The sequence below is a fragment of the Actinomadura sp. 3N407 genome (assembly GCF_052245875.1).
Lineage (GTDB): Bacteria > Actinomycetota > Actinomycetes > Streptosporangiales > Streptosporangiaceae > Spirillospora.
In genome coordinates, this window is record NZ_JBQQBP010000012.1 from 247,406 (window position 1) to 262,807 (window position 15,402).

Here is a 15,402-nt window from a genome sequence, read left to right on the forward strand (position 1 = left end):
ATTACGCTGCCTCGGCTAGCAGTTGCTTGCGGGCTTCCCGGCCCTGCGCGGTGAGGGCCATCACGTACTCGGTGGCCGTCTGGGTTTCGCCGGGCCGGCCGGGGACGGGGATCTCGACTTCGTGCTGTTCCACCAGTTCGGCCAAGCCTGCGGTCACCAACGCGTTCAAGGTGTTCAGGTGCACCCGGTTGGGGCCGCGGTTGCTCATGCGGCCATCGTCGCCGACACCTCGCAGGGCCTTGGTTTGCGCCGCGGTGAGGGCGTCGGAGCCGCCGTAGCGGCGCTGCCGAGACCCTTCACCGGCGGTGTACAGGTCGTAGCTCACCTGGCTGGTCTCCATCTTGCCGATCGCGGCGATCCGGTTGGGCGGGTACACCTTGGCCGGGACGCCGTCGGGCCCAGGCGTGGTGATCTCTGCCAGTTCCCGGACCGTCTGGATCCGAATGTCGATGGCACCGTCCCGCACGGCCTCGAAATAGCGGACGTGGGCCTCTTCGACCTGCGCGACGTGGATCGGGGTTGCGGTGTCGCCGTACGTGCGGATGTACTCCTGCCGGACCCCGGCGACCTCGGCTGGCGACCCCAGCGTGGTGTGCCCGTAGGCCTCGCGGTGCACGAATCCGCGAGTGCGGGCGACCCGGCGGGCCGCGCGGGTCTTCTTCATCCCGTCGCCGCCTTCAGACGCCGGCTTGCAGGCGATCGCGAGCGCGACATTGCGCTGCGCGGTGCGGGTCGAGATGTTCTGGGTGTGTTTGCGGATCAGCTCGACGGTCGCCTTCAGTCGATCGGCGGGGTCACGGATGTCGCGCAGCGCCTCGATCTGCGGTGCGGCGAGCTCGGCGGCGTAAGCGTCGATCTCTTCGCGGAGGGCCCGGTCCTTGCCAGGCATGTCTCCGCGGCCGTCACTCCCTCCCAGCTTCTGCAGCCGCGTCAGCAGCCGGCGCGCGTGAATGTTCATTGCATGCTCCAGTCCGGAATAAACGTCCTGCGGATCCACCTGGCCCTACACACTGTACACCGGTATAAGGTCGCTGTCGATCGGTGTACAGTCCTATCCTCGCTGAAACAACCAGCGGGAGGGAAACATGCCGCGGCCCGCGCCACCGCATCGTCGAAACGGTGGCGCGGGCCGCGGCGTAGTCGAATCAGCGGCTAGATCCGTGGGGGACGCGGCGCAGGCGCCGAGCAGCGCGGAGGCGCCGCAGCCGGTTCACGACCGTGGGGCTGTAGGCCAGCGCAGCGGCCGCGCGGGGGTCCGAGGTGCGGATCAGGTCCCCAAGGAGCTGGTAGTAGCGGGTGGCGTTGATATCGAGCAGCTCGTGGATCGCCCTGAGGCGGGTGCCATCGTCGGCGGGCAGGAACATGAACTTCTCCTCGAAGTCCAGCACGTCCCTCTCGAACGGAGTCAGGCCCGACTCGCCGCGGATGTGGCGTGTGTCCTGTTCCCGGGCGACGAGTGCGGCTCGGGCTGCGGCGTTCACCGACGGGTGGCGGGCGGCTTCGTCGAACTCCACCATCGGCCCGGCGGTCACCACGCGGAACACGGTCACCTGAGTGTAGGCGGCGTTGCCGCGGCCGATGCGGCGGCCGCCGAGCTGTGCCACCACGGCCAAGACCCGCTGGTCGGCGTCCAGGACGTTCCAGCGGGCGGTGTCGGTCCCGTGAGTGGGGCAGGGCGCGACCGCCAAGGTGTACCCGGCATCGGAAGGGGCTGCAACGGCGGCGCCGTCGCCGAGGCCTTCGAACGACTCCAGGTCGAGGAACGGGGTGGGAAACGCAGTGTCAAGAGACGACACGGTCATCCTGATCCTTCCGGTACGGGAGCGGGGCCGCTTACCCCAACCAGGAAAGTGTATACCAGTATAGTGGTGTGGATCTATGCTCCCCGGAAACTGTGATCCGCGCCCTAGCCCAACTTCTCCGGCCAGACCATCACGGGCCACACCCAGGCGGCGACATCGGTGAACGCGCCCTGCAGTGTCCGCCGGGCCGAGCGTGAACTTCTCCGTCATCGCACATCCGCCCTCTTCTGCGTTCACTATCGTCTGCCGAGGCTTCATGGAGTGGCGGAATCTCCCCACTGATCCCCGAAGTCGTGCGCGGCGACGGACAGCATCACATCCGCCTCGATGCCGTCGTCCATCCGATCGCGGGGCAGGGTCGGGTAGTCCCGAGAGACGAGCACGTCCCCCTGAAATGCGTGCAGGATCACCGCCCACGGCTCGCCCGTGGCGGGATGCGTGGACAGGACGTCCAGTGTCCACGGTTCGGCACCGAACGGATTGTGGACGGTCATCCCCGCGACACTGTCGGCCCGCTGGTACGGCTCGAAGATCACATGACCGTTATCGGTGATCTGCCCGGACGGCACCTCAGGGGCGCCGAGGAGGCACAACCCGGACTCCAGGCAAACGATGCGGGGCCGCTCGCAGATCAGGCAGGTGGTGCGGCATTCGCACATGGGATGCCTTCCTTGCTCCTATTGCTGGTGGGGCGGTGCCTGCAACTGCTCAGGGGGACGGTGCTGCACCGTCCCCCTGAGGTCATGAACGGCTTGTACTACTACATCGCGGCGGCGAGCCGCCGGCGCCGATCCTCCTGCCGTGTGGCGAACGCCTCCGCGGTGTGCAGGACGTGCTCGGCGTACCGGTGGCGCGGTGCCGACGGCAGTGTCCAGTCACAGGAGTGGAGGGGACCCTTGGCCAGCTCCGCGGCCAGCAGCCGCGCCAGGTCAGGGTGATCGAGTTCGCCGCCGACGGTGCGGCCGGACGCGGTGTGCAACAACTGCCATCCGCCGGTGTAAACGCCGTCGGAGCGGACCGCCGGCACCACGGCCAGCCCGGGGACGTGCGTCGGCTCGGCGTGCACGGTCACTGGGTAGCCGTCGGCGGTGCGGATCACGACCGTGTGAGCCTGCTGGAACAGTCGCCCGTCCATCACGCCCCCCGCAGGAACCGGGCCCTGCCCGACGGGCGGGCGGGCAGCTGGTCGGGGTCGAACCGGCCGAACGTCCTGCTTGCGGTGTCGAGGTGGACGAGGCCGACGCCGGCGGCGTCCAGCTCGTCCACCAGGCTGCCGCGGCCGCAGCCGTGGCAAGACCGGAACAGGGCGGGGTCGAACGCGACCGCAGCGACACGCCCGACCTCCGACAGGTGATCGGCCGCGCAGGTGTACCCGTTGAGGGGCCCGTGCATTGTGTGGTCCAGCGCCGCCTGGTCAGCGACGCGGGCTGCGTACAGGCACACCGCGAGCAACTGCCGCATCCCGGCGTTCCGGGCCGCCGCGGCGTATGGGACCAGCCAGTCGTCCAAGCGGGTCTCGCCGCCGCGCGGGTCAGGGGACACCCCCACAACGATGAGGGTCCCATCGACGTCGCCGACGTCGTAGGCCTGCCCGTCGAAACGCCGTGTCAACTGGTACCGGAACATGGCGTCGTGCCCCGCTTCGACCGGCGCCTGGCAGGTGGGCGGGGTGTCGCACGCGTCGCCGTTCCGGGCGGCTGCCAGGGCCCGCAGCGCGTCCCGCTCGGCGGCCGGGTCGTCTCCGTCGGCGATCGACGGGTTGACGATGGGGGAGTACACGGCAGTGCCGTGTCCCCAATCTGGGTCGGTACCGGTCAGCAGCGCCATCATCGGCAGCGGCGGTGCTGGTGATTCCTGCACCATCAGATGCGTTCCTTCCTTCTTCGAGGGACCCGGCACGCTGAGCCGGGTTACTGGGAGGGCCAGGGTCGGCCCCGGTGCGAGGGATGCCAGCAGCTCCCCCGGTGGGGAGATGAGGTCAGTCAGCTCTCCTTGGTCTCGATCACGCGGCGGATCCCCGCGATCATGCGGTCGGGATACTCGTTGCCATGGCGGACGTCGCCGGTGACTGTGACATCGAACAGCACGTCCTTGCATCCGGCCTCGTTCGCGCCCTCACAGGAGACAACCGCGACCCACCCGCTTGGGACAATCACGTAACCGAGCGGCGAACGCCCGGCGACGACGTCCCAGAGTGCGAGCTCGTCCCTGTATGGGGTGCCGTTCAGCATGCCCTCGATGTCAGCGGGGGTGAGGTGGTGCCCGTTCCCGCTGAGGTTGATGCCGGCGCGGGCCACGATGTGTAGATGGTTGGTCCGGTGGGGCATGGGTTACTCCTGGTCAGTGTGGCTGTCGTGGCTTTCCTCAGCCCGAGTTCCGATGGATGCCGGGACGGGTAGGGGAGCCGTCGGGGTGTGGGGGTTCACCCAATTCAGCACGTGCGGTTTGCCTTCCTGGCACCGCTCCCAGTCGAGGATCACCGCGAGCGCGTAGCTGGGCGGGGGCGCGTCACCGGCCAGGACCGCAGCGAGACCGCCCCGCTCGACGAACGCGGTGTAGCAGTGGGTGCCGTCTTCGCGTGCCAGCCACGTGTCGGTCAGGGACTGGCGGAACTGCTGCTCGCGTTCCACCGCGCCCAGGTCACGTTGCAGCCGCCGGCGGTCGGGGTTGCTGGTGGGGCTGTCGTGCAGGGCGCGGCGGAGCCTGGCCGCGGCGTACTGCAGTGCATCGTCGGTGAGCCCGGAGATGGTCTGCCCGCGTGTGCGGGCGAGCACAACACCGAACTGCTGGTTGAACTGCTCCTCGCTGGCGGCGCCGCTGGACGCGGCTTTGAACGCCTCCACGCTGAGGCCCGTCGTCGGCGTCATCGCGGTTCCTGCGGCTGCTCGGGGCAGGCGTCGAGAAGCGGGGAGGCAGGCGTCGGGATGGTGGGCCGGTGTCCGGCGTCCCAGGCGGTCAGGGAACCGATCAGGTCCGCGGTCATCCCCTCGGCGTCGTCACCGACCGCGGCGACGTCGTCGAGGAGGTCGGTGATCGCGGCCTCGCCGTTCTGCTCGGGGTCGGTGAGCGCGTCGAGCAGCTCGTCCAGGTCGATCTCTGCCTCGACGAGGAAGTCGGCGCGGGCGTCGTAGTCACCGTCGCAGTCCGGGCAGACCGGATCGGGCGGGGTGCCGGTGATGAGAGTCCCGTCGTAGGCCGACCAGAACAGGGCCAGGTCGCCGGTGGTCATGGGGACGCGGCACAGGCCGCACCAGGTGGCGCCGTGGGTGTTGACGTGGAGCCGCATACGTTCCTCGCTCCAGGCCTGCATGTCGGCGGCCTGGCAGGCGCGGGCGCCAGTGCGGGTGCGGTGCCGGGTGCCGCAGACGGTGCACGCGGTGACCTTGCGGATCTTGGCCACGGTAACCAACTCCTTCGCGGGCGGGGACGCTTACCCCACGATTAGAGTGTACACCGGTATAGGAATTTGGGAAGGGGGGTGTGGAGAGTCGAACTTGTCGTGCCTTGAGCAGCAAGATCCGAGGGCCGCTTACCGAGGTCGCGCAGGGCCCGGTCCAGGTTCCGGAAAGCCTCCTGGTAGGCGCACTTGGAGTTCTCGGGCCACCACGCCAGATCGGCGACGTCCCCAGCGTCGGGCGCGCATACGTCCGCACCGCGGCCCCCGAGGCCGTCACGGCCCACCAGACCTCCGCAATGCCGAGCGATGTCGCCAAGGTGATCCAGGACCTGGTCGCCGAGTACGAAGCCGTCGAAACGCTCGAGGCGCGCGTCGCCAAGGACGCCGACAAGATCGAAACGCTGCTGCAGGCGACCGAGTACATGGCGCAGGGCCACCCCGCTGAGCCATGGCAGGAGACCTCGATCGCCGCGTTGCGCACCGAACCCGCCAAGCATCTCGCGCAAGCCATCATCAACGGCGCCCCGAACGGCTGGTGGTCGGCATTCGCCGCGTCCTACCACGAGTTGCGGGCGGCTACGCGAGGCGACGCAAGCCAGAGATAGGGGATGCTGAAGAGCCCGATCTCAAATGGTCGGGCTCTTCAGCGCTCCACAGTGGAAGACACCCTTGAGGCGCAGCCGGGAATCGAACCCAGACCCAGTCGGCTTTGCAGGCCGCCGCCCGCACCAGCGAGAACCACGCCGCGCGGCCCCGAATCAGGGCCACCGCACCCTCTGCAGGACTCGAACCTGCGACCCCCCGCTCCGGAAGCGGGTGCTCTCCTCCACTGAGCTAAGAGGGCTCAGGCAGCCCGGCGTAAAGGCCGGGGCCACGACCCGGCGTGCCAACCGTGAACACTTCGAACACCACGCCCCCAGCGAAACCCCCGGGGGCGGTGCGCACCCGGGAACCGCCACGCCGCCAGGTGAAGGCGGCTCCCGGTGCGCGCCGGGTTGACCGGACAGGGATCGAACCTGCGACCTGCTGTGTGTGAAACAGCTGCTCCGCCAATTGAGCTACCGGTCACTGACCCGCCGGCCCCCGGGGTCATGGAACGCTTCCCCCGCCACCGGGATGAGGGTGACGTTGCCGGGGCCGTCTCACCCAGGGGCCGACGTACTCGCGGCAGGATTTGAACCTACGAACCTTCGCCGTGTCGAGGCGCTGCTCTACCAGGTTGAGCTACGCGAGCGCGCCTGTGACCGGACTTGAACCGGCGATCTCCGCCGTGACAGGGCGGCGAGCACTCCGACTGCTCTGCACAGGCAAGGGGCTGGACCCGGGCCCCGGAATAACGCCCCGAAGGGCCGCCGTTCGCTCCCGCCTGATGGAGGTGTCGACTCGCCTCCGGCGGCAGCGCGCCGCTTGTCCGGAGTGGGCGCGGCGCAGGTTTGTTTCCCAGGTCCAGCAGCTCTGGTGGCAGGACTCGAACCTGCGATACGCCGGGTAACAGCCGGCTGCCTTACCGAACTTGGCTACACCAGATCGAAGTCGCTCGGCCGGGATTCGAACCCGGAACCTCCCCGCTTATGAGACGGGCGCGCTACCAGTTGCGCCACCGAGCAGTGAAACAGCGGGTGCCCCGTCGAGGGAGGCACCCGCTGTCGGACCCGAGGCGTGAACCCCGGGCAGGGTAGTGGCGGGAGCAGGATTTGAACCTGCGACCTCCGGATTATGAGCCCGGCGAGCTGACCGAACTGCTCCATCCCGCTGTGTCCCATTGTAGGCCGCATGGCCCGCTTGGACGACTCGTTTTTCCTGGTAGCGCAGACGGGATTCGAACCCGCATATGCCCTGCTTGAAAGGCAGGTGACTTTATCCGTTTCGTCTACTGCGCCATACATAGGGGCGCGCCGCACCGGCCGGATCGTGCCGGTGCGGCCGCCCAGCTGCGGACCAGGCCCATGCAAGAAGGGTGCCCGGAGGGACTCGAACCCTCTCTTCCGGGATCACAGCCCGGTGTGCCAACCGTGAACACCTCGAACACCACGCCCCCAGCGAACCGAGGGGCGGCGCGCAACCAGGAACCGTCACGCCGCCAGGTGAAGGCGGCAGCTCCCGGTGCGCGCCGGGTTGACCGGACAGGGATCGAACCTGCGACCTGCTGCGTGTGAAACAGCTGCTCCACCAATTGAGCTACCGGTCATCAACCCGCCCGGGCGGGGCGGGCGAGGTACTCGCGGCTGGACTCGAACCAGCGCCGACCGCCATGTCGAGACGGTGCTCTGCCAACTGAGCTACGCGAGCGCGCTCGTAACGGGATTCGAACCCGCACCTCCCGGCCTGACAAACCGGTGCTCTATCCGTTGAGCTACACGAGCAGGGGCTGAACCGGGGAACGGGCGTGGTCAAGGGCGAACCCTTGCAACCGATGCCCCCCGCACCACAGCCCGAGACGGTGCACCACCTCGGGCCAGCGGGGCCGCGCTACCGGCCGTGCGCAGCGCAGTGTTCGCCCCAGTTCAGCAGCTCCGGCGGGAGGTCTCGATCCTCCACCTGACGGGTTAACAGCCCGCTGCCCTGCCAATTGGGCGACGCCGGAACGAGTAGCGCAGATCGGATTTGAACCGACGATCTCTGGCTTATGAGACCAGCGAGGACGACCGAACTCCTCTACCGCGCCATGTCATGGAGCTCCGCTGGCCGGCAAGCGGGACCGGCCAGCAGAACACCCTGGAGCCCCTCGCGGGGGGCTGCACGCGCCGTTACAGCGTGGCCAGGCGCGCGTTGACCTTCTCCTCCAACGCCCGGTCGGTGTCGGAGGGCGTCTGCTTGTAGCAGGCCAGCCGGAGCCGTCCCGGGCGCTCCTGGTCGGGCTTGAGTCTCCAGTTCGCCACGCTCGGCCAGTCGACGATCCACTCGAACCCGGCCGCCGGCCCAGCCACATACTCCGCGATCTTGCGGTGCAGGACCCGCGCCACGGCCGGGTCGGCGGCCAGATCCGCGAACTCCCCGGACAGGATCTCTACGACGGTGTCCGCGTACTGCGAAGGGGGCGTCTTCATGCGCATGGGAGGGTTCCCTTTCCACTGTGGTCATTCCACCAGCAGCGCAGACGGGATTCGAACCCGCAATTTCCGGAGTGAAAAGTCCGGTGGCCTTCTCCATTTTGCCCACTGCGCCGTGCGTACGTCGCCCAGGATCCGAACCCGGAACCGGCAGGGTAGAAACCCGCTGCGCTATCCGTTGCGCCAGCGACGCTCGTACGTACCGCCCGGGGGACTCGAACCCACCTCAACCCGGGGTAAAAGCCCGGTGCCCGTCCAGTCGGGCGCGAGCGGCAAAGCGGAGAGGGTGGGGATCGAACCCACACGAGGGCAAAGCCTCCAACGGTTTTCGAGACCGCGACCGTCGCCATCCATCGGCTGGCCTCTCCTCGAACAAACAAGCGAATACACTGAGAGGGATGAGCCTCCCCGGCGCTGTCGAGCGCGTATGCGGCGACTGCGGCAGCTCCTTCCTCACCAAAGATCGCCGCCGCCTGTGCAACCAGTGCAAGTACCGGCGGGCCACCCGTTCCAACTGCGGTGGCTGCGGAGCCAAGGTGGGCAAGAGCGGCGGAGACCGGTGCCTGGAGTGCCGGAATCCTCGCCAGGTTGTGCAGTGGATGGCTCCCGCCGACGCCGCTTGGCTCGCCGGGATCATCGAAGGCGAGGGAACCTTCGGTCTGGGCGGGCACCGATACGGAACGATCCGTGTCGTCATGACCGACGCGGACATCATCGAACGCATCCGAAGCATGACGAACGTGGGGTCCGTCTATCACCCGGCGAAGCGGCAAGCGCACCACAAACAGCCGTACGGGTGGGCCGTCTACCAGGCTGGCGCGATCGCCAGCCTGTACGAGATCATCGCCCCGCTGCTCTCTGAAAGACGTCGGGATCAAGCCCAAGCTGTTGCTGATCGCCAGGGCCTGCGCCCGGTCTCCTCGCGTGAACCTCAGCCCGAAACGAACGAAGCGTGGGGCTGGGTGGCGGGGATCATCGAAGGTGAGGGATACATCGGCACCGGCCCCGGCGCGAAGCACTCTCGCTTTCTTCTCACGGTCGATTCGACCGACCGCGATGTCGTCACGCGCGTGGCCCGCCTCACCGGCGTCGGGTCGGCGTACCTTCTGCCCGCCCGGCGGGACAAGCCCCACTGGAAGCCGCTTTGGACGTGGCGGGTCACCAACAAGACCGACATCACGTACGCGCTGGAGGCTGTTCTGCCGCTTCTCGGGAACCGCCGCGCCGAGCGGGCCCGCTACGTTCTGGAACGAGCAGGTGATGGTCCTCGGGGCAGGGTTCGAACCTGCGCGTCCCGCCTTATCAGAGCGGAGCCTTGACCTGCTTGGCTACCCGAGGATGGGCGGAGAGCGCAGGGGTCGAACCTGCGCGGGGCGTGCGGCCCCGGCCTCCGGTTAGCAACCGGGCGCCTTGCCTCTCGGCCAGCTCTCCTTTGCGTACGCTCGGTGGGATTCGAACCCACACACTCCTCACGGAGTACCGGGTTCTGAGCCCGGCGCGTCTACCTCGACTTCCGCCACGAGCGCATGTTCTGGTGTGCGCCGCGTCGAGGTGAAGCCGGAGCGGCGCATCGGGGTTCCACGGCGGCGCAGGCCCTGCACGCCGAAAGCGCCGAAGAACCATCACCGCCGCTTGGCGTCGACTCGTCGCTCACACCTCGGTGGGCAAGCCCAGTCGGTGGTTGATTGCTTCGAGTCGAGTCTCCCAGTACTCAAGCTGTCGGGCCCGACGCAGCCGGTGCCGGTTGGGGCCGTACGTGGCCTCCTGGCGCAGCCACATGGTCAGCCCGGTCAACGCGAACTTGATCCGTATGGTCTCGTCACGGCCGGATGCTTCCAGCCGGGCGATGTACCGCTCGGCGGTGCGCATCTGCCGGGCGCTGGCCACGCTGATAATGTTCGGCACGCGGCGGCGCGGCTCAGTAACCCGGGTTATCAGCATCGTTCCGCCCATGATCAGGAGGAAGGCGCCGGGCCCGATGAATGCTGCCCACCAGGTCGTCATCTAGGGTCTCCCTTGCTTCAAGTGCCGGGTGCTCAACCGGCGCGGCATCCAGCGAGTGGGTGACGGGACTCGAACCCGCCCTCCCGGCGTGGCATGCCGGGGTGCCTCCGTCAACACTTCACCCACGTGACGCGACCGGGTGCGCAGGGGCGTCGGCCTGGGGAACACGGGATTCCCCCAAAGGGTCGCAGCGGTTTGGTCGACGCTTGGTCTCCGCGGGCCCGGTCGCGGCGAGGTGGCGGTGTGCGCCACCTCAGAGCCTCCGGCCGGATTCGAACCGGCAATCTCCCGCGTACCGGGCGGGTGCTGCGACCGTTGCAGCTTCGAAGGCGTGGCTCCGGGAGCAGGAATCGAACCTGCGGGGACAGGGGTCAAGGCCCTGCTGCCGACACCAGCGCGGCATCCCGGAATGATGATGTAGGGCCTCCGGGCGGGTTCGAACCGCCGGCCATCCGCTTACAAGGCGGGTGCTCTGCCAGCTGAGCTACGGAGGCGCGAAACATGGCCGCCGGAGGTCCATCACCGCGCACCCGGGTACGCGGGTTCTCCTCCGGCGGGTTGGCCTGGACCGCCGCCCGACCAACGGACCCCGGCGCTGTCGCCGGTTGATGGCTGCCGCCACCAGCCCCCGATTGCGTGCGCTCGGCAGGATTCGAACCTGCGCTGTCCACGACCTCAACGTGGCCTCTCTGCCGCTGGAGTACGAGCGCCTGTGAAGCCGCCGCCCGGTGCCGACCCGGGCCTCCCGCCTTACGAGGGCGGGGCCGCAGCCGTGCGCGACGGCGAGCGGATCCCTGCGGCGGGGGTTGGTGGCTGCTGGGGCAGGGTTCGAACCTGCGATCTCCGCGTCCAGAGCGCGGCGTCCTTCCGACTGGACCACCCAGCATTGTGGTGCAGGAGGCGGGATTCGAACCCGCACGCCTTTGTGAGGCACCAGGGTTTGAGCCTGGCATGTATCCCAGTTCCATCACTCCCGCGTGGGGCGTTCCGCCTGAGGTTCTGTCCACGGGCGGGGACGCCACGCCGATGTCGTGCATGGCCGCGGCGGTCGGGTTCTGCCGTCGGCCTTGGAGGGGCCGCCGCTCTCGTTATTTATCGGCGACTAGGACGCACCTGTCGCGGTCGAAGTCCCAGTCCCACGCTTTGCCGGGAGGGTTGTCGATCTGGTCGCGGCATCGGGCGATCTCGGCGTCCTTTCCGAACCAGCATTCCCGAGCGGCCCAGTAGCCGCCCTGCTTGTCGCATTCGGCTGGTGTGGTGGGCTTGGACGCGTTGGGGATGGGGTGGCATTCGGGGGCAGCCATGGTGACCAGTGCAGCGATCACCATGGCTGCACTGAGGGGCCCCAACCGGGCCTTCGGGTAGTTCATTGACGTGTGTCGCTTCCTTCGGGCACCGGGGGCGCTTACCCCGGCGGGGCATGGTGTGGCGGCGGGTGCCGGTGCGTGCCTCCGGTAGGAGTCGAACCCACTACCGTCCGCTTAGAAGGCGGCTGCTCTGTCCGTTGAGCTACGGAGGCCCGGGAGGTGCTCGGTGCCGCCCAGAGGACTCGAACCTCTTCAAGCCAGGGTAAGAGCCTGGGGCCCGTCCCGTCGGGCGCGAGCGGCGAGTTGGGCGACGTGGGCGTCGCGTATTGGTCTTGGTCCCGCACCCGAGAGTTGAACTCGGTTCACCCGATTGGAAGCCGGGCGCATCACCACCAATGCTTGTGCGGAGCGGCGGTTCCTCCGGTGACCCGGGAGCAACCGCCAAGCCGTGGGGGCAGCATTACCGCCGTACTGCCTCGGTGGGGCCTATGTCTCTCCCCCACCCCCACCACGGACGATTTTCAACCGGTGTATTTCGCTACCCGTGGACATTGCGGGGTACCCTCCCGCTCCAGGACGAGTTGCTCCTCAGGGCGCCGAACGCTCGCCCGTATCCTGTCCGTCGTACTCGCAGCAGGATTCGAACCTGCGGCCCTCCCGGTTCGTAGCCGGGTGCTCTGTCCTACTGAGCTATGCGAGCAGAGGCGGGAAACGAGCCGCCCGGTGATACCGGTCCGGGCTGCCGCGGCGTTCCTTCCGTCCCCGGCGCCCCTCCCGCGCACCTCGCGAGACGCTTCCGGGTCCTTCCCGCCTTGTGGAACCCAGAGGATTCGAACCTCTTGCCTCCGGTACTTCACACCGGTGCTCATCCGCATGAGCTTGAGTTCCGTGCGGCGTGCGCGGCATGACCGTAAGTCGCCGGTTCTCCGTGGCGCGCCTTGGGCCGCGCCGTCCCCGGCCGCCGACTAACGGCCGGGTGTGCACCCCACCCGTCTGTTGGCGCCTCGTTTCCGGGGTTCCCCTTCCCCGAGACGCCGCCCCCGAAGGGGCGTCACCCGACGGACCGAACCCCCCGTAGGGGCGTGCGTTCGTTTGCGTCGGGCCGCGGGTCCCGCGCGGGGCCTCTGGGGCTCCGCCGGTTAGCGACTTCGTGCGCGGCCGGGATTCGAACCCGGATCTCCTCCCTCATCGGGAGGGCTCTGCCGATTGAGCTACCACGCCGCCCGTCCTCGCACAGACGGGCCCGGCCGTGTACTTGCGTGCCGCGTCGGTGGGGGTGCGAGGCCCGCGCCGCTCGGGGGCGTGCGTTCAACGGTCAACCGTCGGGATGGCTGGATTTGAACCAGCGTCCTCTCCCTTCCGAAGGGAGCCGTCTATCCAAGCTGACCTACATCCCGATTCGTGGGCCGCCGCGTGGGCGGCCCGCTACTCGCTGGTGTGCGTCCGGTCGAGTAGGACGCGGGTCTTGCGGTCCTTCCGCGCTCGGCCGGCGCGGGCGCGCCGGTTCGCGCGTCCGTCGGGACCGTCCTTGCGGAGCCGGGGGTAGGTGCGGCGGTTCTTCTCGCGCATCACGCGCTCCTGTCCCGTGTTGTGCGGGCCGGGGGCGGCAACCCCCGGCCCGCGTACCCATCTCCCATGAGGGGCCGTGCGGGGAGTTCAGCCGTTCGGCCCCCGTGGAGCAGCCCGGAATCGAACCGGGGTCCCGGGACGGTCCCCGTGGAGGCTTCGTCCTGGTCGACAACCTTTCTGCCCCAAGCGCCAGGTCGTGAGGTCCCGCCGCTCGCGCGGGAGTCGAAACCGCGACCCAAGGGCGACGCTCCCTGGAGGGGGCAGACGCGGCCCGCGGCGAGGGATCTCAGGATGTGACTTGCGACGTCGTATGGCGTCGCCGTACCGCGTGCGGGGCTCGAACCCGCCATCTCCGGATTGAGAATCCGGTGTCTTGCCTGATCGACCAACGCGGCTCGCGTGGAACAGCCGGGAGTCGAACCCGGGATCGGCGTCGGCCCGCGTGCGGGTTTCAGCGCCGTTGAGCACCGTCCTGTCCCATGTTCGCGGCCCGGCCCCGGCGGTGACCGGGGCGGGCCGCTGGAAGGGATTACCTCCTCCACGGTCCTGGCTGTCGTAACCGGGGTACCACCCCCGGCCAGCCAGTGACCACCCTCCTCGTCGTGGCTGCTTGGTCGGGAAGCACGGACTTGCACCGCGCATCTCCTGCTCCCAAGGCAGGTGGGGCGCTACCTCCCCTTCTTCCCGTTGATTGGTTCCGTCCGGGCCGGGTGCCCCCGGCCGGACGGATTCCGGCGGCTCGCGGCGAGTACTCGCCCTTGCCGTCGGCGGTCGCGGCCATGCCCGCTACTCTCGGGACGTCTGTCCGCTCAACCCTCCGCGACCCCAAGTCTTACGTGGACCCGGCGGGATTCGAACCCTGCATCCTTCTCCTTGCAAGGGAGCTGCTCTGCCGTTGGAGCTACAGGCCCAGGGTTCTCGGACGGGCGGGGCCGCTGCCCCTACGGGGTTGGGGGCCGAAGCCCGTACCCGATCTGGTCTCACGCGACTCCGCCCGCACGCATGCGGTGGTGCCCGCCCGTCCGAGAACGTTTGATCCGGTGCGGATGGTCGAAGCCACGGGGGCTGACGGGCCGAAGCCCTGCCTCTGGGAGTCACACGACGCACCCGCCCGGTGTATTTCGGGTGCCCGCCGTGGAGGGCGGGCACCTCTTGGGTGTCTTCCACTGTGGAGTTTTCAATGCTCGGACCCATCCCCCGGCGATGAGCGGGGCGGGTGCGCACGAGAGGCAGGAGTCGAACCTGCTTGTCACCGGCTTTGGAGGCCGGTCGCCTATCCGTTGGCTCTCTCGCCCAACAATCTAAACTGTACACCGGTATACTGAAGTTTGCAAGTCGTTTTTTGTGGACGATCTTCGCGGTGCTCACGTGTGCCCGGGCCGGGGCGCGTGCCGGCCCGGGGACTCCAGAATCGCCGACATCGGCGGGGTCCGCGAACGGTTTTCCGGCCGCGTCCAGCGGCGGAGGGGTCAGCCTGCGGTGATGGTGTGGAACCAGGGCGGGTGACGTGCCGGGGGCGCCGGTGACCCCCGGGCGTCGCGGGACAGCCAAGGGCGCACTGGTTGTAGGGGGTGAGGGGGTGTTGGTGTCGATGCCCGATCGCGCGGGGTGCGTGCGGAAGGTCAGGCCGGGGGCATGCCTGGTAGTGCACGGGCTTCGTGTTCGCCGTGGTCGCAACCCCAAAGGGTCGCTTGACTGGTGTACACTGTATATGTGCGGGTAAGCGGCCCGCCTCCGATTCTCAAGGAGCATCATGACCGGTTCCAGGGACGCCATGACCGACCTATTCGGCACCACCATCGACGTTTACACGCGCGCGCAGGCGATCGCCGACGGCACGCTCGTCGAGGTCCCCGCCGACATGTCCCGCCAGGCCGGGAGCCGCGCTCCGGTCGCGTTGACCAGCGCGGCATGGCAGAACTGCGTCCGCTGGGACGACGCCGACGCCGAGCGCACCGGCGCCTACCAGGACCAGAACGGCCGCCTGTGGGACGTGCTGTGGATGGGGTGGCTGGCCGCGCGCCGCGCCCGCCCCACCGACTCGACCCCGATCCCCTTCAAGCTGTACCGGATCGCGCGGGACGCCGAGCCCGGCCCCGACGGCGTCGAGCCGACCTTGGTGTATCTGTTCATCGCGCTCGGCGCGGACTTCGACGGCAGCGCCTGCGTGACGATCATGGAGCCTGGGGAGGACTGACGCCCGGCCCGGCCGCCCCGCGCACCGGGGCGGCCGGGCGACGACGCCTGAGCCGGTCAACGCTCTAACCAGGCGG

At 68.7% G+C, this 15,402-nt stretch carries 14 protein-coding genes and 41 tRNA genes; 2 read left to right on the forward strand and 53 right to left on the reverse strand.

The features are described from left to right. Position 1: 1 nt before the first annotated feature. The 8 genes from ACTWPP_RS28740 to ACTWPP_RS28775 all read right to left on the reverse strand — a co-directional run bounded on the left by ACTWPP_RS28740 (position 2) and on the right by ACTWPP_RS28775 (position 5,202). The gene (locus tag ACTWPP_RS28740; RefSeq protein WP_443107519.1) at positions 2–997 is read right to left on the reverse strand and encodes a hypothetical protein; all 996 of its coding nucleotides are present in this window, start codon (positions 995–997) and stop codon (positions 2–4) included. Between the two features lie 148 nt (positions 998–1,145). Further along, complete coding sequence (locus tag ACTWPP_RS28745; RefSeq protein ID WP_443107520.1) at positions 1,146–1,802, reverse strand: DUF3263 domain-containing protein; 657 nt, start codon at positions 1,800–1,802, stop codon at positions 1,146–1,148. Positions 1,803–2,056: 254 nt separating this feature from the next. Beyond that, a complete protein-coding gene (locus ACTWPP_RS28750) occupies positions 2,057–2,461 on the reverse strand; it encodes a hypothetical protein (protein WP_443107521.1) in 405 nt (134 codons plus the stop codon). Between the two features lie 101 nt (positions 2,462–2,562). Beyond that, positions 2,563–2,937 (reverse strand): hypothetical protein, encoded by a 375-nt coding sequence (locus tag ACTWPP_RS28755; RefSeq protein ID WP_443107522.1) that lies wholly within the window; start codon positions 2,935–2,937, stop codon positions 2,563–2,565. Beyond that, positions 2,937–3,665, reverse strand: a complete 729-nt coding sequence (locus ACTWPP_RS28760; protein ID WP_443107523.1) for a hypothetical protein — start codon at positions 3,663–3,665, stop codon at positions 2,937–2,939. Before ACTWPP_RS28760 ends, ACTWPP_RS28755 begins: the two co-directional genes overlap by 1 nt. A 119-nt stretch (positions 3,666–3,784) precedes the next feature. Then, positions 3,785–4,129 (reverse strand): hypothetical protein, encoded by a 345-nt coding sequence (locus ACTWPP_RS28765; protein WP_443107524.1) that lies wholly within the window; start codon positions 4,127–4,129, stop codon positions 3,785–3,787. 3 nt (positions 4,130–4,132) lie between these two features. Then, positions 4,133–4,669, reverse strand: coding sequence for a hypothetical protein (locus ACTWPP_RS28770; RefSeq protein ID WP_443107525.1), 537 nt, complete (start codon positions 4,667–4,669; stop codon positions 4,133–4,135). Further along, entirely contained in the window at positions 4,666–5,202 is a 537-nt protein-coding gene (locus tag ACTWPP_RS28775; protein ID WP_443107526.1) for a hypothetical protein, read from the reverse strand. Before ACTWPP_RS28775 ends, ACTWPP_RS28770 begins: the two co-directional genes overlap by 4 nt. A 104-nt stretch (positions 5,203–5,306) precedes the next feature. Here ACTWPP_RS28775 and ACTWPP_RS28780 point away from each other — a divergent pair, with 104 nt between their 5' ends. After that, positions 5,307–5,804, forward strand: a complete 498-nt coding sequence (locus ACTWPP_RS28780) for an HD domain-containing protein (RefSeq protein ID WP_443107527.1) — start codon at positions 5,307–5,309, stop codon at positions 5,802–5,804. A gap of 67 nt (positions 5,805–5,871) precedes the next feature. Here ACTWPP_RS28780 and ACTWPP_RS28785 read toward each other — a convergent pair. The 45 genes from ACTWPP_RS28785 to ACTWPP_RS29005 all read right to left on the reverse strand — a co-directional run bounded on the left by ACTWPP_RS28785 (position 5,872) and on the right by ACTWPP_RS29005 (position 14,422). Beyond that, a tRNA-Cys gene (locus ACTWPP_RS28785) sits at positions 5,872–5,944 on the reverse strand. Between the two features lie 25 nt (positions 5,945–5,969). Next, positions 5,970–6,043 (reverse strand) — tRNA-Arg (locus ACTWPP_RS28790). A gap of 151 nt (positions 6,044–6,194) precedes the next feature. After that, positions 6,195–6,267 (reverse strand) — tRNA-Val (locus tag ACTWPP_RS28795). A 91-nt stretch (positions 6,268–6,358) separates the two neighbouring features. After that, a tRNA-Val gene (locus ACTWPP_RS28800) sits at positions 6,359–6,433 on the reverse strand. A 1-nt stretch (position 6,434) separates the two neighbouring features. Further along, positions 6,435–6,508, reverse strand: a tRNA-Asp gene (locus ACTWPP_RS28805). A gap of 144 nt (positions 6,509–6,652) precedes the next feature. Continuing rightward, a tRNA-Asn gene (locus ACTWPP_RS28810) sits at positions 6,653–6,726 on the reverse strand. 6 nt (positions 6,727–6,732) lie between these two features. Then, a tRNA-Met gene (locus ACTWPP_RS28815) sits at positions 6,733–6,806 on the reverse strand. Between the two features lie 72 nt (positions 6,807–6,878). Further along, positions 6,879–6,953: transfer RNA gene (locus tag ACTWPP_RS28820), tRNA-Met, on the reverse strand. A 47-nt stretch (positions 6,954–7,000) separates the two neighbouring features. Further along, positions 7,001–7,079: transfer RNA gene (locus tag ACTWPP_RS28825), tRNA-Glu, on the reverse strand. Positions 7,080–7,155: 76 nt separating this feature from the next. Then, positions 7,156–7,228 (reverse strand) — tRNA-His (locus ACTWPP_RS28830). An 86-nt stretch (positions 7,229–7,314) separates the two neighbouring features. After that, positions 7,315–7,387, reverse strand: a tRNA-Val gene (locus ACTWPP_RS28835). Between the two features lie 28 nt (positions 7,388–7,415). Beyond that, positions 7,416–7,488, reverse strand: a tRNA-Val gene (locus ACTWPP_RS28840). Position 7,489: 1 nt separating this feature from the next. Further along, positions 7,490–7,562: transfer RNA gene (locus tag ACTWPP_RS28845), tRNA-Asp, on the reverse strand. Positions 7,563–7,710: 148 nt separating this feature from the next. Then, a tRNA-Asn gene (locus ACTWPP_RS28850) sits at positions 7,711–7,783 on the reverse strand. A gap of 5 nt (positions 7,784–7,788) precedes the next feature. Continuing rightward, positions 7,789–7,864: transfer RNA gene (locus ACTWPP_RS28855), tRNA-Met, on the reverse strand. Between the two features lie 82 nt (positions 7,865–7,946). Next, complete coding sequence (locus ACTWPP_RS28860; RefSeq protein ID WP_443107528.1) at positions 7,947–8,252, reverse strand: hypothetical protein; 306 nt, start codon at positions 8,250–8,252, stop codon at positions 7,947–7,949. Positions 8,253–8,288: 36 nt separating this feature from the next. Beyond that, positions 8,289–8,364: transfer RNA gene (locus ACTWPP_RS28865), tRNA-Lys, on the reverse strand. A gap of 5 nt (positions 8,365–8,369) precedes the next feature. Beyond that, positions 8,370–8,442, reverse strand: a tRNA-Arg gene (locus ACTWPP_RS28870). 7 nt (positions 8,443–8,449) lie between these two features. Beyond that, positions 8,450–8,523, reverse strand: a tRNA-Lys gene (locus ACTWPP_RS28875). 4 nt (positions 8,524–8,527) lie between these two features. Next, a tRNA-Ser gene (locus ACTWPP_RS28880) sits at positions 8,528–8,617 on the reverse strand. Positions 8,618–9,510: 893 nt separating this feature from the next. Next, a tRNA-Ile gene (locus tag ACTWPP_RS28885) sits at positions 9,511–9,587 on the reverse strand. Between the two features lie 5 nt (positions 9,588–9,592). Beyond that, a tRNA-Ser gene (locus ACTWPP_RS28890) sits at positions 9,593–9,680 on the reverse strand. Positions 9,681–9,686: 6 nt separating this feature from the next. Beyond that, positions 9,687–9,775: transfer RNA gene (locus ACTWPP_RS28895), tRNA-Leu, on the reverse strand. 124 nt (positions 9,776–9,899) lie between these two features. Continuing rightward, positions 9,900–10,253 carry a hypothetical protein gene (locus ACTWPP_RS28900; RefSeq protein ID WP_443107529.1) on the reverse strand — a complete coding sequence of 118 codons (354 nt, stop codon included), beginning with the start codon at positions 10,251–10,253 and terminating at the stop codon, positions 9,900–9,902. 54 nt (positions 10,254–10,307) lie between these two features. Beyond that, positions 10,308–10,379 (reverse strand) — tRNA-Gly (locus tag ACTWPP_RS28905). A 131-nt stretch (positions 10,380–10,510) separates the two neighbouring features. Beyond that, positions 10,511–10,584 (reverse strand) — tRNA-Thr (locus ACTWPP_RS28910). A 1-nt stretch (position 10,585) separates the two neighbouring features. Further along, positions 10,586–10,662 (reverse strand) — tRNA-Gln (locus tag ACTWPP_RS28915). 12 nt (positions 10,663–10,674) lie between these two features. Beyond that, positions 10,675–10,747 (reverse strand) — tRNA-Thr (locus tag ACTWPP_RS28920). Positions 10,748–10,890: 143 nt separating this feature from the next. After that, positions 10,891–10,963: transfer RNA gene (locus ACTWPP_RS28925), tRNA-Leu, on the reverse strand. Between the two features lie 100 nt (positions 10,964–11,063). Beyond that, a tRNA-Gln gene (locus ACTWPP_RS28930) sits at positions 11,064–11,139 on the reverse strand. Positions 11,140–11,142: 3 nt separating this feature from the next. Continuing rightward, a tRNA-Leu gene (locus ACTWPP_RS28935) sits at positions 11,143–11,230 on the reverse strand. A gap of 111 nt (positions 11,231–11,341) precedes the next feature. After that, the gene (locus ACTWPP_RS28940) at positions 11,342–11,557 is read right to left on the reverse strand and encodes a hypothetical protein (protein ID WP_443107531.1); all 216 of its coding nucleotides are present in this window, start codon (positions 11,555–11,557) and stop codon (positions 11,342–11,344) included. Between the two features lie 142 nt (positions 11,558–11,699). Next, positions 11,700–11,772 (reverse strand) — tRNA-Arg (locus ACTWPP_RS28945). A 15-nt stretch (positions 11,773–11,787) separates the two neighbouring features. Then, positions 11,788–11,860 (reverse strand) — tRNA-Lys (locus ACTWPP_RS28950). 33 nt (positions 11,861–11,893) lie between these two features. Further along, a tRNA-Gly gene (locus tag ACTWPP_RS28955) sits at positions 11,894–11,968 on the reverse strand. A gap of 217 nt (positions 11,969–12,185) precedes the next feature. Then, positions 12,186–12,260 (reverse strand) — tRNA-Arg (locus tag ACTWPP_RS28960). A gap of 115 nt (positions 12,261–12,375) precedes the next feature. After that, a tRNA-Phe gene (locus ACTWPP_RS28965) sits at positions 12,376–12,448 on the reverse strand. A gap of 261 nt (positions 12,449–12,709) precedes the next feature. After that, positions 12,710–12,781 (reverse strand) — tRNA-His (locus ACTWPP_RS28970). A 101-nt stretch (positions 12,782–12,882) separates the two neighbouring features. Next, positions 12,883–12,957, reverse strand: a tRNA-Pro gene (locus ACTWPP_RS28975). Positions 12,958–12,985: 28 nt separating this feature from the next. Next, positions 12,986–13,129, reverse strand: coding sequence for a hypothetical protein (locus ACTWPP_RS28980; RefSeq protein ID WP_443107532.1), 144 nt, complete (start codon positions 13,127–13,129; stop codon positions 12,986–12,988). Positions 13,130–13,451: 322 nt separating this feature from the next. Continuing rightward, a tRNA-Glu gene (locus ACTWPP_RS28985) sits at positions 13,452–13,524 on the reverse strand. A gap of 5 nt (positions 13,525–13,529) precedes the next feature. Further along, positions 13,530–13,608 (reverse strand) — tRNA-OTHER (locus ACTWPP_RS28990). Between the two features lie 132 nt (positions 13,609–13,740). Continuing rightward, positions 13,741–13,816, reverse strand: a tRNA-Pro gene (locus ACTWPP_RS28995). 150 nt (positions 13,817–13,966) lie between these two features. Beyond that, a tRNA-Ala gene (locus ACTWPP_RS29000) sits at positions 13,967–14,040 on the reverse strand. A gap of 310 nt (positions 14,041–14,350) precedes the next feature. Beyond that, positions 14,351–14,422: transfer RNA gene (locus ACTWPP_RS29005), tRNA-Trp, on the reverse strand. A 460-nt stretch (positions 14,423–14,882) separates the two neighbouring features. Here ACTWPP_RS29005 and ACTWPP_RS29010 point away from each other — a divergent pair. Further along, a complete protein-coding gene (locus ACTWPP_RS29010; protein ID WP_443107534.1) occupies positions 14,883–15,326 on the forward strand; it encodes a DUF6573 family protein in 444 nt (147 codons plus the stop codon). Positions 15,327–15,402: the final 76 nt, after the last annotated feature.

What these genes read in the sequence shown, in the direction of transcription:
- ACTWPP_RS28745 (WP_443107520.1), bottom strand. Translation starts at nt 1,802, where the DNA reads ATGACCGTGTCGTCTCTTGACACTGCGTTTCCCACCCCGTTCCTCGAC.
- ACTWPP_RS28750 (WP_443107521.1), bottom strand. Translation starts at nt 2,461, where the DNA reads ATGTGCGAATGCCGCACCACCTGCCTGATCTGCGAGCGGCCCCGCATC.
- ACTWPP_RS28755 (WP_443107522.1), bottom strand. Translation starts at nt 2,937, where the DNA reads ATGGACGGGCGACTGTTCCAGCAGGCTCACACGGTCGTGATCCGCACC.
- ACTWPP_RS28760 (WP_443107523.1), bottom strand. Translation starts at nt 3,665, where the DNA reads ATGGTGCAGGAATCACCAGCACCGCCGCTGCCGATGATGGCGCTGCTG.
- ACTWPP_RS28765 (WP_443107524.1), bottom strand. Translation starts at nt 4,129, where the DNA reads ATGCCCCACCGGACCAACCATCTACACATCGTGGCCCGCGCCGGCATC.
- ACTWPP_RS28770 (WP_443107525.1), bottom strand. Translation starts at nt 4,669, where the DNA reads ATGACGCCGACGACGGGCCTCAGCGTGGAGGCGTTCAAAGCCGCGTCC.
- ACTWPP_RS28860 (WP_443107528.1), bottom strand. Translation starts at nt 8,252, where the DNA reads ATGCGCATGAAGACGCCCCCTTCGCAGTACGCGGACACCGTCGTAGAG.
- ACTWPP_RS28900 (WP_443107529.1), bottom strand. Translation starts at nt 10,253, where the DNA reads ATGACGACCTGGTGGGCAGCATTCATCGGGCCCGGCGCCTTCCTCCTG.
- ACTWPP_RS28940 (WP_443107531.1), bottom strand. Translation starts at nt 11,557, where the DNA reads ATGGCTGCCCCCGAATGCCACCCCATCCCCAACGCGTCCAAGCCCACC.
- ACTWPP_RS28980 (WP_443107532.1), bottom strand. Translation starts at nt 13,129, where the DNA reads ATGCGCGAGAAGAACCGCCGCACCTACCCCCGGCTCCGCAAGGACGGT.
- ACTWPP_RS29010 (WP_443107534.1), top strand. Translation starts at nt 14,883, where the DNA reads ATGACCGGTTCCAGGGACGCCATGACCGACCTATTCGGCACCACCATC.